The sequence below is a fragment of the Micrococcus sp. HOU01 genome (assembly GCF_035609305.1).
GTDB classification, from domain to species: Bacteria; Actinomycetota; Actinomycetes; order Actinomycetales; family Micrococcaceae; genus Micrococcus; species Micrococcus luteus.
On sequence record NZ_CP141211.1, the window covers coordinates 2,152,501 to 2,166,958 of the forward strand.

The following is a 14,458-nucleotide window of genomic DNA, read 5'->3' on the forward strand; positions in this document are numbered from 1 at the left end:
GGTCAGCGCCTCAGGTACGTGCGCAGGCGTTCGCGCTGGTCCGGGGCGGTGTAACCGACGGCGGCCAGGGGCCCGAGGTCGAGGGCGCTGTTCGTCGGCCGCGGGGCCACGCCCTCCTTGCCGGCCAGGTACGCGGCGGTGGTCGTGGCGGAGACGCGCGCGGCGTCGTGGCCGGTGTCCTCGAAGACCCACCGGGCGACGTCGTGCCAGGTGACCACGTCGCCGCTGTTGGTCATGTGGAACGTGCCCGTGGGCGCGTCCGTGGTGACCAGGTGCAGCAGGGCGTCGGCGAGGTCGTCGGCGAAGGTGAGGCGGCCGTGCTGGTCGGCGACGACGGCGGGGTCGATCCCGCGCTCGGCGAGGGAAGCCATGGTGGCCACGAAGTTCTTCCCCTCCCCGATCACCCAGGAGGTGCGCACGATCCAGTGCCGCGGCACGGTGCGCACCGCGGCCTCGCCGGCGGCCTTCGACTGGCCGTAGACACCCAGCGGCGCGAGCGGGTGGTCCACCGGGTGCCCCTGCCCCACGGGGAGGGCACCGTCGAACACGTAGTCGGTGGACACATGGGCCAGGGGCACGCCGGCCTCGGTGCAGCGGCGCGCCAGTTCGGCGACGGCGGTCGCGTTGACGGCCCAGGCCTGGGCCCGGCCCTCGGGCGTCTCGGCGGCGTCCACCGCGGTCATGGCGGACGCGTTGACCACGGCGCGCAGGCCGCGGAAGTGCTCCCTCGGCCAGGACGCCGGATCGGTCATGTCCCACGTATCCCGGCCGTGGGCCTCCACCGGGATCCCCGCGGCCTCGGCGCGAGCCACGAGGGCACGGCCGAGCTGGCCGCCGGCGCCGAGCACGAGGATCGGGGCGGGCGGCATGGGGGTGACGTCCGCGAGCATCGGATGGGCGCGGTCCTTGGCCGAGAGCTCGGCGTCCTCGAGCGGGATGGGCCAGGCGATGGCCGCCGTCGGGTCCGCGAGGTTGAGGAACGTGTACTGGCCCTGCGCGTCAGCGGACCAGTGGTTGTTCACCAGGTAGGTGTAGGCCGTGTCCGGCTCGAGCGTCTGGTAGGAGTTGCCCACCCCGCGCGGCACGAAGACGGCCTTCTCCGGGCCGAGCTCCACGGTGGCGACGGCGCCGAAGGACGGCCCTTCGCGCAGGTCCACCCAGGCGCCGAAGATCCGGCCGTGGGCGACGGCCACGTACTTGTCCCAGGGTTCGGCGTGGATGCCGCGGGTGGTGCCGACGGCGTCGTTGAAGGAGATGTTGTTCTGCACCGGGGCGAGCGAGGCCAGGCGGGGGTGCTCGGCGGCGAGGGCGCGGATCTTCTCCCGCTGCCAGTTCTCCTTGAACCAGCCGCGGTTGTCCCCGTGGACGTCGAGGTCGAGGACGAGCAGGCCGGGGATGGCGGTCTCGGTGATGCGCATCAGCGGTGCCCCCTCACTGGCCCTGGGCGCGGTACTTCGCCTCGACGGCGTCCTTGGCCGGGCGCCACCAGGCCCCGTTCTCGCGGTACCAGCGGACGGTGTCCGCCAGACCGGCGCGGATGTCCGTGAACTGCGGCTCCCAGCCGAGCTCGGTGCGCAGCGCGGTGTTGTCGATCGCGTAGCGCAGGTCGTGGCCGGGGCGGTCGGCGACGAGGTCGTAGCCGTCTGCGGGGCGGTCGAAGAGCTCGAGGAGGATCTCCACGATCTCCCTGTTGTTCCTCTCCCCGTCCGAGCCGATCAGGTACGTGCGGCCGATCTGGCCGCGTTCGAGGATGCGCAGCACGGCCGAGGAGTGGTCCTCCGTGTGGATCCAGTCCCGGACGTTGACGCCCTGGCCGTAGAGGCGGGGGCGGACGCCGTCGATCAGGTTGGTGATCTGGCGCGGGATGAACTTCTCGATGTGCTGGTACGGGCCGTAGTTGTTGGAGCAGTTGCTCAGCGTGGCCTGCACGCCGAAGGAGCGGACCCACGCGCGCACCAGGTGGTCCGAGCCGGCCTTCGAGGCCGAGTAGGGGCTGGAGGGGTTGTACGGGGTGGTCTCGGTGAACTTCGCCGGGTTGTCGAGCTCGAGGTCGCCGTAGACCTCGTCCGTGGAGACGTGGTGGAAGCGCTTGCCGTGCTTGCGGGCCGCTTCGAGGAGGACGAAGGTTCCGACGATGTTCGTCTGGATGAACGGGGAGGGATCGTTCAGCGAATTGTCGTTGTGGGACTCCGCCGCGTAGTGCACGACGGCGTCCGACTCGGCGACCAGGCGGTCCACCAGGGCCGCGTCGCAGATGTCCCCGACCTCGAGAGTGACGCGGTCCTCGGGCAGGCCGGCGAGGTTCTCCCGGTTGCCGGCGTAGGTCAGCTTGTCCAGGACGACGACGTCGTGCCCGGTCTCGCGGACGACGTGGTGTACGAAGTTCGAGCCGATGAACCCGGCGCCGCCGGTGACGAGGAGGTGCATGAGGTCAGGGTATCGAGGAATACCAGCAGCGGGGCCTGAAGCGCCCTGGGTTTCGTTCAGAGGTCAGAACGCAACGGGCGCTACATCCTGGTCGTGAGTGTAGGCCGTCTCCACCTCTGCGGGAGTGCGGTAGCCGAGGGCCTCATGGAGGCGGGCGGTGTTCCACCAGTGCGCCCACCCCATGGTGGCCAGCTCGACCGCCTCAACGGACTCTCAGATCCGCTCGGAGTGGATGAGCTCGGCCTTGTAGAGGCCGTTCACCGTCTCGGCGAGGGCGTTGTCAAAGCTGTCGCGCACCGTGCCCACTGATGCGCTCAGCCCGGCCGTGATGAGCGCGCCCGAGCACGTCAGAGAGACGTACTGAAAGCCCCTGTCGCTGTGGTGCACCAAGCCCCGCCAGCCCCGGCTGACTCCTGTGCTCAACAGCGCGTGCTCGAGAGCCAGCAGCGGCAGCCCCGCAGTGTGCAGCGAGGCTGGGACGGCCCAGCCCACGATGCGCCGGGAGCAGACGTCGGTGATGAACGCGACGTAGCAGAACCCGGCGATCGTGCGCACGTCGGTGATGTCAGCGACCCACAGCTGATGCGGGCGCCGCGCGGTGAAGCGTCGTTCCACGAGATCGTGGCGGTGATCCGGCTGACGGGCAGGACACGTGGTGATCGGCTTGCGGCCGCGTCTGACGCTCTGCAGGCCGACGGCCCACATGACGCGCCCGATCTGGTCCCAGACGACGTGCCCGCCGGCCCGGGCCATGGCGTGGTGCAACTTGCGGACCCCGTATACCCCGTAGTTCTCCGCGTATATCCGGCGGAGTTCCTCGGTGAGGGTCTCGTCTCTCAGGGTCCGAGAAGTAGGCGGCGGTGTCGTGGCGGCGCGGTAGCCGCGGGAGGTGATAAACTCACATTCCGTCGAACCAAGCGTGCGGCAGATAGCCTCGACCCCGAACCGATCGCGGTGCTCGTCGACGAACGCGATCATCTCGTCGTGGGGCTTATCGAGTCTCCCTGGCGAAAAAACTGAGGCGGCCTTGAGGATCTCATTCGCGCGCCTGGCTTCAGCAAGCTCACGTTTGAGCCAGCGGATCTCCTCCGCAGGGGTCTCTAAGGCGGTTGCCTGGGCTACTTCGTGACCGTGACGGTTGCACCACATCCGCAAGGTCTCTTCGCTGACCTTGAGCTGCGGGGCCACGGCCCGGATGGAATGCGAACGGGGCCCTCCCTGCGTGGCTTGTCGTTCCAGGACCATCCTGAGCGCGCGCCCACGCAGATCGGGGCTGAACTTCTTGGGCATGTTCCGATTCTCCTTCGTCGGGATCGGAACGAAACCCAGGGCGCTTCTCTTCTGGCCACGACCGCCCTGTAGATTGCGAGGCATGAAGTTTCTCGACAAGGCGAAGTCACGCGCCCTGACAGCCATCCGCCGCGGCGATCCTGTGTCCTGGGTTCCTGACTGGATGGGTTTGGGAAATCTCCTTTATCAAGGGCTGTGGGCGTTCGAAGGCGACGCACATCACGAGGGGCGCAGGGTCCTGCTGCACCCCAAGCGCGAGACAGCGGTCGGACTCTTCCCCAATTTGCGGGACCGTTACTTCGTCCCGAGGGACCGCGTACCCTTCACCGCACGACGGGTGATGCCGTGGCGGGAGGAGTCCCCCCTGCCGGTCCCCTATCAGCCCGCCGAGCTCAAGGACTTCATCCGTGAGGTGCTGCTCCCCGGCTCCCCCGTCGCCACAGACCCGGATGGCCTTTCCGAGGAAGACGTCGTCGTGAATGTGCGGCGGGGCGACTACTACTCGGTTCCCCAGCATGAGGCCGAGTTCGGAATGGACCAGGTGGCCTACGTTCGGGCCGCCCTCAGCCGAACAGCGGCGCTCTCCGGTCCCCTCGCACGCATCGTGGTGATTTCGGACGGCCTAGACTGGTGCAGGGAGCACCTCGGTCCCGTCCTCGCGCCTCACGGCGCGGTGGTCTATGAGGACGGTGACCTCCTCCACGACCTGCGCGCCGTCGTGCATGCCCGCCGTTTGATCATCACGAACTCCACCTTCTCTTACTGGGGCGGGTACATCGGTGACGATCTGCACCCGGGGCGTCTCGTCATTTCACCGGCCCTGTTCAGCCACAACCTCAACGGTGGTCGTGCTCACCAGCTCAAGCCTTCGTGGACCGTGCTGGAGGAAGGGTGCTGGGACCTCGACAGGTAGACCTCGGCCGGAACATCGGAAGGGGGAACCGCCCTTGGCTATGCTGGGCGCATGGTTCGTTCAAGCCGGTTGGAGCGACGGGTGTGCATCTCGCTCCCCGACAGTGATCGACGCTCCCGGTTCATGGACGGACCAGGGGCCGCCTGGTTCCGCTTCTACGATGCGTTCAACGGCTCCACCTCGGATCCGTCCCAGCACTTCAATGACGCCCGCTTCGCGGACCGCTATGACGCCGCACCAACTCCCGGCCAGGCAGGCTGCGCCATCAGCCACTTCCGGGTCCTCGAGGCCTTTGCGTCGAGCACAGGCCCCGAGGACGGGGTCGCCCTCATCTCCGAGGACGACGTCCTTATGCCAGCCGGTACGGGGGCCGTCATAGACGACATCCTGAAGGACGACACCTTCGACGTCGCGGTGCTGGCCGACCGCGGCCCGACGAACCCCTCACTGGCATTCCAACGGCTTCTAATGACTGAGGCCCAGCTGTCGTTGCTGTCACGCCCTCTCGTGCGCGGCGGGCGGATCCGGCGTCTGGGTCGGTTCGCCGGGAACCCGTACACGACAGCCTTCTACCTGATCACGCGCTCGGGAGCGCAGAAGCTCGTCTCGGGACTCGTGGAGGACGCCGGCGGGCCCTGGACCATCGCCGATGACTGGCCGCTGTTTCGCGACAGGTACGGTCTCGACATTCGCGTCCTGAGGCCCGGACTGGTGACCTACATGGGCGGGTCCACGACGCGAGACGCGGAGTCCCTTGCCCGCGATAGCGAGACCCCCGACCGTGCCGGAAGTTTCCTGGCCCGCGTGAAGACGGCGGTAGCGCTGCGCTCGCGGTGGCAAGCCGCGCGTCTCGCCGTCCGGGCCACCCTGCATGACATCGCGGCTCGATGAAGCAACCCGGCCAGCCGCCGCGGCGGTCCCGACAGGCAGGAGGGCCCGTGGCTCAGGAGACGACGGCGGAGGCCCCGTCCACCAGCCTCCGGGGTGGGATCCGCTTAAACAGCCGATAGCGGACCATCCCCTGCAGAGCGCCCAGGTGACCGCCGGCGATCCGGGCGTGTCGCAACCGCGCTCCGCGCTCGCGGGTGAGGACATAGGCCGGAAGGTGTCGAGCCACCTCCGTGGCCGATACCCGCCAGCTCGGCCCGCTCATGCCTTCGTCGCGGTGGCGGATCCACAGCAGCATTCGGCCGACCTGCTGGATCCGCTGCTGCCGGAAGACGGTCTGCGGGGTGGACCGCAGGCGGTAGTGGACGACCGCGCGCGGCGCGTGCACAACGACCGCCCCGCGGCGCTGGGCGCGCCAGGAGAAGTCCGTCTCCTCAGAGCCGCCGGGGAACGATGAGTCCATCCCGCCGACCGCGAGGTAGGTGGAGCGACGGACGCCGAAGTCATTGCCCGCGACGGTGGGAAGGTGCCCGGCGAACCCGCCGTGCACCTCCGGATACCCGGCCGCGTCCGTGTCGGGCTCGCCGGTCTCGGGCGGGATGTCATAGGCGGCGAGCACGGCGCCGTCGTTGAACCGCCCGTGGAGGAGAGTCCCCACGGCCAGGGCATTCTTCCGCGAGCGCACGGCCGCGGCGAGCTCCCGGACCCACTCGGGCCCGACGAAGTCGTCTGCGTCGCAGAAGAGCAGGACCCCGCCCACGGCCGCCAGAGCCCCGACGTTGCGGGCATGAGAGGCGCTGGCCGGCCCCCGGGCGTCGACGACGGTCACAGTGAGACCGCAGCGCTCCGCCGCTTCGCGGGCAGCCGATGCCGTGCGGTCCGTGCTCCCGTTGTCGGCCACGATCACCTCGAACTCCGGGGCGGCCACCTGCACGGCCAGGCTCTCGATCTGCTCGGCGATGTAGGCCTCGGCGTTGTACGCCGGGATGACCACACTGACCAGCTCAGGGTCGCCGGGTCCGCCCACGCCCTTCCGCGACTCCCCGAGGAGCGCCGGGACCTCGGGGTCGAGGCCCAGGCCGACCAACGGCGTGGGGCGACGGCGAAGCATACGGTACTCCACGGCTCCCACCAGCGTACCGGCGGCCATCACCGTCCGCGAGGCGAGCCCTCGCCAGTCGGCCGTCGCGGGATACGCCGCCATCTTCACCGCTGCACCCAGGCACCGCACGGGCTCGCTCGCCCACGTCGCAGCCCTTGAACGATTCCACACGCCGTACCGGTCCGCCAGGAGCGCATGAGCCTTCGCGGACCGGAACGCGATCCTGCGAGCCGCCTGCGGGCTGGCCTTGCCCCGGGATGCGACCCTCACCTGCGGCATCTCCACCAGCCGGTGCCCGGCACGCAGGAGGCGGAAGGCGAGGTCGTTGTCGTCGCCCGCGTGGGGGAACGACTGGTCGAAGCCCCCCATGGCCACCAGCAGCTCCCGGGACGCTCCGAAGTTGCCCCCCATCAGCACGGGAAAAGGACCGGAGACCTCCCGGCCGGGTCCGTCCGGGGGCCGGGTGTCGTCTCCGAGCCGGTCCCGGACGGCGTCCAGCCCCTGGTCGAAGGTCTCCGCAGGCAGGTGCGCCACGCTGCCGGTCCAGATAGGAGCCGTCTTGAATGCTGCCGCACCGGCGGCCACCCAGTGACGGGAGACGACGTCGTCGGCGTCGCAGAACATGACGTAGGGGGCGCGGGCGGCGGCGATCCCCCGGTTGCGGGCGTAGGAGGACCCTTGGTGCCCGTCGGCTCGGACCATCCTGAGCGGGGGGCCGGACTCCAGGAAGGGCCGGATGGCGCCCTCCAGGTCGTCGGTGGAGCGGTTGTCCACAACGACAACCTCGAAGTCCCGTGCACCGACCTGCGTGTGGAGTGCCTCCAGCTGCAGCGGCAGGGTCCGTGCGCCGTTGTAGACAGGGATCACTACGGACACCGAAGGCGTCGTCGGGGCCAAAGAGCTGTGTTCGCGAGTGGACATGAGGTTAGGCCTCTCTGTGGAGTCGGTCTGGCGTGGAGAACTCGTCATCGGGGATCGCCGTCCATTCAGGGAGGAGCAGCGGGGACTCGCCGTCGCTGTAGAGGCGGTTGAAGTGCAACGGCGCGAACACGGTCCGTGGGCGCTCACGAGCGGAGCGCGCGCTGGCGAGATACCCGCCCCAATAGGAGAACGTGGAGTTCGCCAGGATCAGGTCGCGCGCCACGGCCAGCTGGGCCAGATCCTCGAACATGTCGTGAGGCGTCGGCATGAAGGAGACGGACCTCCCCCTCCCGAGGAAGTCGAGATTGGTGGCGCACCAGTCGGGGTCGTCGGACACGACGACAACCCGATCACGCCGCTCCGCAGGGATGCGGTGCAACGCGGCATGCACGTAACCGGCGATGTCGAAGCCGAACACCGCCTTGAGCTTCTCGTCCGTGTAGTAGTCGCCGCGCCGCACATTGACAACGACAGCCTCGTGCGGGCGGGCTGCCATGCGCCTACCGAAGGTCTTACTGGCCAACATCAGCTCGCGTGCGAAGTCCCTCAGATCCTTGAAGCGGAAGTCCCTCCCCGCCTGCTGCCCCCATTCGACCGTCCGCTTCTGCCGCCAGCTCACATCGGACTCACCGACCGTCAAGTCGCGCAACGCGGGGAACTCCTGAAGCCAGGGGTCCATCTTGGGCTTGTGCCGCACGAGCCACCGCTCGCCGGTGTCCCGGTGCCGCGCCCATGCCGTCGCCCATAGGTACAGGTAATTGCCGCCGTTCATGGGCTCAGCCCCCCAAAGGACGAAGGGCTGCTGGGTGCGTACGAGGGATAGCGCCCGCGCACGAGCGCCGGCGACGAGATCGCGGGGGGCCATGCCGCTACCCTATCGAGAGAGCTTTGCCTCCCCATGACGGAAGTGACCCCCTTGGATCTCCTCTCCTCCGCGCGCGCCCTCAAACACCGCGTCTTCCTGGCCCGTAGGGACTCGGAGCGGCGCACCGAGGCCGCGCGCCTGCGATCCGATCCCGTCTTCCGCGCCCAGTACACCGCGGCGGAGAACGGTCTCGATGTCCCTCCACTCCAACACCACCCGGGACCGTGGGCGATCGCCATGGTGCGGAACGAGGCGGACGTCATCGAGACGGCGGTCCGCCACCTCGTGCGGCAGGGCGTGGATAACCTGCTGATCGTGGACAACCTCTCCGAGGATGACACCCCCCAGGTGCTGGCACGACTGGCGAACGAGTTCCCTCAGCTCCACGTTGGCACGGACAACGAGCCGGCCTACTACCAATCCGCGAAGATGACCCGCCTGGCCGACCTGGTCTCCGCCGCGGGGGCCCGGTGGATCATCCCCTTCGACGCGGACGAACTGTGGTTCGCCCCGCATGGCCGATTGGTCGACGCCCTCGCCGCCTCGGGGACACCCGTGCGCCGGGCTCACCTGTACAACCTGTTCCCGACCCTCGACGGGAAGCAGTGGCGCCTGGACACCGCACGCCACTTCGACGACAAAGTCGCCTTTCGCCCCTGGGAGGGTGCGGTCGTCGCGATGGGCAACCACGAGGTGAGCCGACCCGGCTCCCGCGACGTTGACGGGCTGCGCATCCTCCACATGCCATGGCGGTCCTTCGAGCAGTTCGCCAGGAAGACCCGCATTGGGGCCGCAGCCGTGGCGAAGGCAGATCTCGACGACGGCGAGGCCTACCACTGGCGCTGGCTCGGCTCGGCCTCGGAGGACGACCTGCGCAGGGTGTGGCGGCGGCTCCTGGCCGGTGAGGCCGTCGCCAGCGCCGCATGGTATCCCCGGGGGACGCTGCGTCCGATCGAGGGCGTGCCGCCATTATCATGGGCCGATGTCCAGCGGCTTCTGCAGGCGGGGTCCCCGGGCGACGACGCGCCGACCCGGTGACGCCCCGATAGAGTCGACACCATGAAGGGCATCATCCTGGCCGGCGGCACCGGCTCACGCCTCCATCCGATCACGCACGGTATCTCGAAACAGCTCGTGCCGGTCTATGACAAGCCGATGATCTACTATCCGCTGTCGACGCTCATCCTGGCGGGCATCCGCGACATCCTGATCATCACCACCCCGCAGGATGCGGACCAGTTCCACCGCCTTCTCGGGGATGGATCCCAGTTCGGCATCTCACTCAGCTACGTGCAGCAGCCGTCGCCGGATGGCCTGGCGCAGGCCTTCATCCTGGGTGAAGACCACATCGGCGATGATCGCGTTGCCCTCGTCCTGGGGGACAACATCTTCTACGGCCCTGGCATGGGCCAGCAGCTGCGCCGGCACACTGAGGTAAACGGGGCCACCGTGTTCGGCTATTGGGTGGCCGACCCCACCGCCTATGGCGTCGTGGAGTTCGACAGCGGGGGAAAGGCCGTGTCCCTGGAAGAGAAGCCGACCCAGCCCAAGAGCAACTACGCGGTGCCCGGCCTCTACTTCTACGACAACGACGTCGTCGAGATCGCCAAGGCCCTCAAGCCCTCCGCACGCGGCGAGCTGGAGATCACCGACGTCAACCGCACCTACCTGGAGCGGGGGACGTTGAACGTGGAGGTGCTCCCCCGCGGCACCGCCTGGCTGGACACCGGCACGTTCAAGGACCTCAACGACGCCTCGAACTTCATCCGCACCATCGACTCCCGCCAGGGCCTCAAGGTGAGCGCCCCGGAGGAGGTCGCCTGGCGTCAGGGCTTCCTCACGGACGACGAGCTGCGCCAGCGCGCCGAGCCGCTCGTGAAGTCCGGGTATGGCAGGTACCTGCTGGATCTCCTCGAGCACGGCCGCTGACGGCCGCCGGGACCCATGAAGCTCGACATCCTCTACGTCCGTCCGGGCGGGTCCGGCTGGGGTCCCGTGGCGGAGCTCGTCCAGCTCGCCGCCCAGACCTTCCATGCCCGGGTCATCGACGTGGATGACCGGGGCGAGGTCTCCGCGCTGCGCAAGGCCGCCGCTTCATTGCCGCGCGTCGCTCGGCTGCGAGGCCGCCACCTCCTGGTCATCGCGCCGAACCCGGCCGTGGTCGCCTACCTGGCCCACCCCCGGCTCTGGTTCCCCGGGTACGAGTCCACCGCCGTGTGGATCATCGATTCCTTCTGGACCGATCGCACGCCGCGCATTCTGCGGCAGGGGCCGCATGTGGACCACGTGTTCATCACGGACCCGGGCCTCGTCCAGGAGTGGCGGTGCATCACGGGCAAACCGGTGGACGTCCTCCCGTGGGGCGCGGACACCGAGAAGTTCCCCCTCGTCGACGGTGACCGCCCCGTGGATCTGCTCCGACTGGGCCGCCAGCCGGCCGCATGGGAAGACGACCCCACGACCGCGGCCGACGCCGCGGCGCACGACCTCGTCTTCGCGGGGCGCCCGCCCCTGGCCCATGATCCGCTGGTGAACCAGGCCAACGTCCGGCAGGCCCTCCTGCAGGCCAAGACCGTGCTGGCGTTCTCCAACCTGGTGAGCCCGGCCTCCTACACCCACCCCACGCGCGACTATCTCACCGGCCGATGGATGGACGCCCTCGCCGCCGGATGCCTGGTGGTGGGGGCGGCACCGAGCACGGCGGAGTCGGTCCTCTGGCCCGGTGCCACGCGGGAGATCTCGCCGTCCTCCCGGGACGACGCCTGGCCTGTGCTGCGCGAGATCGCGTCGGCCTGGACGCCCGAGGACGCCCTCGAGCGGCAGCACCGGGCCCGGCAGACCCTCGACTGGCGACGGCGGCTCCACCGCATGGCATCGGTCATGGGGTGGGAAACACCGAGGGATCTCGCGACGCCGGCTGACGCATCCACCTCCTGAGGCCGGGCAGCCCGGGGACGGGCCCGCCGCGGCCCCGCCCGCTCAGGCGGCAGAGAATCGCCTCCGCGCGTCCCACGCCGATCGCGCCATCTGCGCGACCGATCGGCTCGGCTCCCACCTCAGGTCATGCTGCGCCGAAGCGCCGTCGGCAACGATGCGGGCAGGGTCCCCGGCCCGGCGCTCGCGCACCTCGGGCTCCACGTCGGCGCCGGCGGCGTCCAGGAGCGCGTCGATGATCTCCCGCACCGACGTCCCCTCTCCCGACCCGAGGTTGTACACCGGCTGCAGGCGCCGGCCCGTCTGCAACGCCAGGGCGGCCTGGACGTGGGCGCGGGCGACATCCACCACGTGGACGTAGTCCCGCACGCAGGTGCCGTCCGGCGTCGGGTAGTCCTCGCCGAAGATGCGCGGTCGTTCCCCTCGTTCCAGGGCGGAGAACACGAGGGGGAACAGATTGTGGGGACTCAGATCCGGCGCGCCGCTGGGCGCGGAGCCGACCACGTTGAAGTAGCGCAGGCTCGTGTGGCGCAGTCCCGTGGCGCGGGCCTGATCGGCCAGCAGCCACTCGCCGATCAGCTTGGTCTCCCCGTACGGCGACTCGGGCGCGGGTGGGGTGCCCTCCGTGACGCGGTCGTGCTCCGGGGTCCCGTACACCGCCGCCGAGGAGGAGAACACGACGTCCTCCACGCCGGCCTCGTGCATCGCCTCGAGGACGCTGGCGGTGCCCTGCACGTTGGTCCGGTAGGCCACCAGCGGACGCGTCACAGACTCGCCGGCGTACTTGTACCCGGCCACGTGGACGACGCCGATCGCACCGTGAGCCCGCAGGACGCGCGCCACGGAGGCGGTGTCCGTGATGTCCACCGAGTCGAAGGGCACCCCCTCCGGGACGAAATCCCTACGTCCCGTGGAGAGGTTGTCCACGACGGCCACCGGCATCCCTGCCTCCAGGAAGGCGCCCACCACGTGACTGCCGATGTACCCGGCCCCGCCGGTCACCACCCACGTCATCGCACGTCCTCCACGGCCTGCACCTGCTCGAGGAGCAGCCGCGCGAACTCCCGCTCCGAGAACCGTTCGGCGTGTGCCTGCATCGCGGCCCGGTCCCAGTCATGCTCCAGCAGACGTTCCACCCCGCCGGCCACCGCATCCACCGTCGGCTCCTCCACGAATACCCCGTTGACGCCCTCCACGATGGTGTCCAGGTAACCACCGGCCCGCAGCGCCACGGTGGGCACGCCCCACGCGCTCGCCTCGAGCGGCGTGATGCCGAAGTCCTCGTGGCTCGCAGCGATCAGCGCCGTCGCGTGCGCGTATGCCCACCGCAGCTGCGCGTCGGTGAGGTCCTGGCCGAACACCACGTCCTCCCCCGCCATCGCCCGCAGCCGGGCCTCCTCCGGGCCCTTGCCGATCACCACGAGCGGCCGCCCCGCGCGGGCCGCGGCCTCGATCGTCACGTCCACGTGCTTGTACGGCATGAGACGGGCGACCGACAGCAGGAAGCCGTCCCCCGCCAGCCGCTCGGCACCGGGGATCGGCTCCTGCGGGCCGTCCGTGCTCACGGAGTGCGGCGGGAACACGAGGTCCACACCGTCGAGCCCGTAGACGTCTTCGATCCGCTCCTTCACCACCGTGGAGTTGGCCACATAGCGTGATCGGCGCCGGACGGCCGCGCGGTCCCACATCTGCAGGCCCGGGCGCAGCGCGCGGGCGATCCGGCCCTTGATGCTGTCCCGGCCTCCCTCGCCCAGGTAGTCGTCCAGCAGATACACCCAGCGCGCCGGGGTGTGGCAGTAGACGAGCGTGGCGCCGTCGTAGCGGAATCCATGCGCCCAGCCGGAGGTCGAGACGACGGCGACCGGCTCCTTCACATGCAGCAGTGAGGAGGCCAGGGGCAGCAGCGGCAGGGCCCTCCGCGGGTCCTTCCGCAGCACTCCCACCCGGTTGAGGGGCGAGGTGATGATGCGTGCGTCCTTGAACTCCGGGAAGGTCCCCTCGGGGTCGTAGAACGTCGTGTAAATCGGGGCATCTGGCCACATCCGGTGCAGGGCGAGCACCACCCGTTCCGCCCCGCCCTTCTGGGTGAGGTAGTCGTGGGCGATGGCGATCTGGCCGTGCGGCGTGTCGGTCATGGTGCTCCCCTCAGAACTGCTGGTGGGCGCGCCCCGGCCGGGTGCGTCCGGTCTCCGCTGCGGCTTCGACCTGCAACGCGATCAGTTTTCGTGCGATCGGCGCTGGCAACACGGCAGCGGCACGCTCGATGACGGCGGAGCTGTACTGGATCGTGCGCTCCGTGCTCAGAGCGGCCACCGCCCGCACGGCGGCGCCCCACGGCCCGCCCGGCGCGCGGTCCCCGCCGAGTGCGTCCACTCCGTGCTTGGCGATGAAGATCTGCCGGGCGGACCCCGAATGCAGAGCCCGGCGGGCCTTGGTGTAGGTGGTGACCGCTGCCGCGTGGTGACGGGTCTCCAGCTCCGGCCGGATTTCCACCGGGTACCCGGCGGCATGGAGCCGGTAGCCGAAGTCCACATCCTCCCAGCCATAGCGGCGGTAGTCGGGGTCGTAGCCGCCGAGCTCCTTGTGGAGGGCGCGGGGGACGGACACGTTGCCCGCCCAGTGCCGCCACTGCTGATCCGCCGGCAGCGCATACGCGTGCTCGCGGTGCAGGACATCCTGGGCATCACCGTAGACGCGCTGGTAGGCGGAGTCTGGGAGGACGTTGGCCGTCAATCCGATCACGCCGCGTGGCCCGCCCGCGTGCGCGGCCACGTGGTCCCGGATGTAGTGCGGTCCGGGCTCGAGATCGTCGTCCGCGCGGATGAGGATGCGGCCGGACGTCGCGTCGGCACCGGCGTTGAGCGCGGCGACCCGTCCGCGGTTCTCCCGGAAGACGGTCCAGCTCAGGTCCAGGCCCGGATGTTCTGCGGCCAACTGCGCGAGCACCGCTTCCGACCCGTCCACATCCCCGTCCACGACCACGTGGACCTCGAAGGCCGGGGCGTCCTCCTGCGCGGCGAGCGCGCCGATCAGGCGCGGCAGCCGCTGCGCGCCGCCCCGGCTGGGGACGATCACGCTGGCCTCGGGGGTCAGGGGCGTCTCTGTCATGAGTCCTCCG

Annotated in this window: 12 protein-coding genes and 1 pseudogene; 5 read left to right on the forward strand and 8 right to left on the reverse strand. The window is 69.7% G+C overall.

The window, feature by feature from the left end:
- Nucleotides 1-2 precede the first annotated feature (2 nt).
- The 3 genes and pseudogenes from SOY78_RS09910 to SOY78_RS09920 all read right to left on the reverse strand — a co-directional run bounded on the left by SOY78_RS09910 (nucleotide 3) and on the right by SOY78_RS09920 (nucleotide 3,717).
- On the reverse strand, nucleotides 3-1,418 hold the full coding sequence (locus SOY78_RS09910; protein WP_324701505.1) for a bifunctional dTDP-4-dehydrorhamnose 3,5-epimerase family protein/NAD(P)-dependent oxidoreductase: 1,416 nt from the start codon (nucleotides 1,416-1,418) through the stop codon (nucleotides 3-5).
- Nucleotides 1,419-1,431: 13 nt separating this feature from the next.
- Nucleotides 1,432-2,427 (reverse strand): dTDP-glucose 4,6-dehydratase, encoded by a 996-nt coding sequence (gene rfbB / locus SOY78_RS09915; RefSeq protein WP_324701506.1) that lies wholly within the window; start codon nucleotides 2,425-2,427, stop codon nucleotides 1,432-1,434.
- 63 nt (nucleotides 2,428-2,490) lie between these two features.
- A pseudogene (locus SOY78_RS09920) lies at nucleotides 2,491-3,717 on the reverse strand (IS3 family transposase).
- Between the two features lie 82 nt (nucleotides 3,718-3,799).
- Here SOY78_RS09920 and SOY78_RS09925 point away from each other — a divergent pair.
- Both SOY78_RS09925 and SOY78_RS09930 read left to right on the forward strand, forming a co-directional pair.
- The gene (locus SOY78_RS09925) at nucleotides 3,800-4,630 is read left to right on the forward strand and encodes an alpha-1,2-fucosyltransferase (RefSeq protein ID WP_324701507.1); all 831 of its coding nucleotides are present in this window, start codon (nucleotides 3,800-3,802) and stop codon (nucleotides 4,628-4,630) included.
- A gap of 81 nt (nucleotides 4,631-4,711) precedes the next feature.
- Nucleotides 4,712-5,521 (forward strand): glycosyltransferase family 25 protein, encoded by an 810-nt coding sequence (locus SOY78_RS09930; RefSeq protein WP_324701508.1) that lies wholly within the window; start codon nucleotides 4,712-4,714, stop codon nucleotides 5,519-5,521.
- Between the two features lie 52 nt (nucleotides 5,522-5,573).
- Here SOY78_RS09930 and SOY78_RS09935 read toward each other — a convergent pair whose 3' ends face one another.
- Both SOY78_RS09935 and SOY78_RS09940 read right to left on the reverse strand, forming a co-directional pair.
- Nucleotides 5,574-7,496 (reverse strand): glycosyltransferase family 2 protein, encoded by a 1,923-nt coding sequence (locus SOY78_RS09935; RefSeq protein ID WP_324701509.1) that lies wholly within the window; start codon nucleotides 7,494-7,496, stop codon nucleotides 5,574-5,576.
- Between the two features lie 49 nt (nucleotides 7,497-7,545).
- On the reverse strand, nucleotides 7,546-8,406 hold the full coding sequence (locus SOY78_RS09940) for an alpha-1,2-fucosyltransferase (RefSeq protein ID WP_324701510.1): 861 nt from the start codon (nucleotides 8,404-8,406) through the stop codon (nucleotides 7,546-7,548).
- Nucleotides 8,407-8,439: 33 nt separating this feature from the next.
- On the opposite strand from SOY78_RS09940, the gene SOY78_RS09945 reads away from it, so the two are divergent.
- The 3 genes from SOY78_RS09945 to SOY78_RS09955 are packed head-to-tail and all read left to right on the forward strand — an operon-like array spanning nucleotide 8,440 to nucleotide 11,343.
- Nucleotides 8,440-9,444, forward strand: a complete 1,005-nt coding sequence (locus SOY78_RS09945; protein WP_324701511.1) for a glycosyltransferase family 2 protein — start codon at nucleotides 8,440-8,442, stop codon at nucleotides 9,442-9,444.
- Nucleotides 9,445-9,465: 21 nt separating this feature from the next.
- A complete protein-coding gene (gene rfbA / locus SOY78_RS09950; RefSeq protein WP_324701512.1) occupies nucleotides 9,466-10,335 on the forward strand; it encodes a glucose-1-phosphate thymidylyltransferase RfbA in 870 nt (289 codons plus the stop codon).
- Nucleotides 10,336-10,350: 15 nt separating this feature from the next.
- Nucleotides 10,351-11,343, forward strand: coding sequence for a glycosyltransferase family 1 protein (locus SOY78_RS09955; RefSeq protein ID WP_324701513.1), 993 nt, complete (start codon nucleotides 10,351-10,353; stop codon nucleotides 11,341-11,343).
- Nucleotides 11,344-11,385: 42 nt separating this feature from the next.
- Here the strand turns inward: SOY78_RS09955 and galE are convergent, their stop codons facing one another.
- Genes galE through SOY78_RS09970 form a run of 3 tightly spaced genes read right to left on the reverse strand, consistent with a single transcriptional unit; the run spans nucleotide 11,386 to nucleotide 14,448 of the window.
- Nucleotides 11,386-12,354 carry a UDP-glucose 4-epimerase GalE gene (gene galE / locus SOY78_RS09960; RefSeq protein ID WP_324701514.1) on the reverse strand — a complete coding sequence of 323 codons (969 nt, stop codon included), beginning with the start codon at nucleotides 12,352-12,354 and terminating at the stop codon, nucleotides 11,386-11,388.
- Nucleotides 12,351-13,475 (reverse strand): glycosyltransferase, encoded by a 1,125-nt coding sequence (locus tag SOY78_RS09965; RefSeq protein WP_324701515.1) that lies wholly within the window; start codon nucleotides 13,473-13,475, stop codon nucleotides 12,351-12,353. Before SOY78_RS09965 ends, galE begins: the two co-directional genes overlap by 4 nt.
- Nucleotides 13,476-13,485: 10 nt before the next feature.
- The gene (locus tag SOY78_RS09970) at nucleotides 13,486-14,448 is read right to left on the reverse strand and encodes a glycosyltransferase family 2 protein (protein ID WP_324701516.1); all 963 of its coding nucleotides are present in this window, start codon (nucleotides 14,446-14,448) and stop codon (nucleotides 13,486-13,488) included.
- Between the last annotated feature and the right edge of the window lie 10 nt (nucleotides 14,449-14,458).

Coding starts and splice junctions, on each gene's coding strand:
- SOY78_RS09910 (WP_324701505.1), bottom strand. CDS start 1,418: ATGCGCATCACCGAGACCGCCATCCCCGGCCTGCTCGTCCTCGACCTC.
- rfbB (WP_324701506.1), bottom strand. CDS start 2,427: ATGCACCTCCTCGTCACCGGCGGCGCCGGGTTCATCGGCTCGAACTTC.
- SOY78_RS09925 (WP_324701507.1), top strand. CDS start 3,800: ATGAAGTTTCTCGACAAGGCGAAGTCACGCGCCCTGACAGCCATCCGC.
- SOY78_RS09940 (WP_324701510.1), bottom strand. CDS start 8,406: ATGGCCCCCCGCGATCTCGTCGCCGGCGCTCGTGCGCGGGCGCTATCC.
- SOY78_RS09945 (WP_324701511.1), top strand. CDS start 8,440: ATGACGGAAGTGACCCCCTTGGATCTCCTCTCCTCCGCGCGCGCCCTC.
- rfbA (WP_324701512.1), top strand. CDS start 9,466: ATGAAGGGCATCATCCTGGCCGGCGGCACCGGCTCACGCCTCCATCCG.
- SOY78_RS09955 (WP_324701513.1), top strand. CDS start 10,351: ATGAAGCTCGACATCCTCTACGTCCGTCCGGGCGGGTCCGGCTGGGGT.
- galE (WP_324701514.1), bottom strand. CDS start 12,354: ATGACGTGGGTGGTGACCGGCGGGGCCGGGTACATCGGCAGTCACGTG.
- SOY78_RS09965 (WP_324701515.1), bottom strand. CDS start 13,475: ATGACCGACACGCCGCACGGCCAGATCGCCATCGCCCACGACTACCTC.
- SOY78_RS09970 (WP_324701516.1), bottom strand. CDS start 14,448: ATGACAGAGACGCCCCTGACCCCCGAGGCCAGCGTGATCGTCCCCAGC.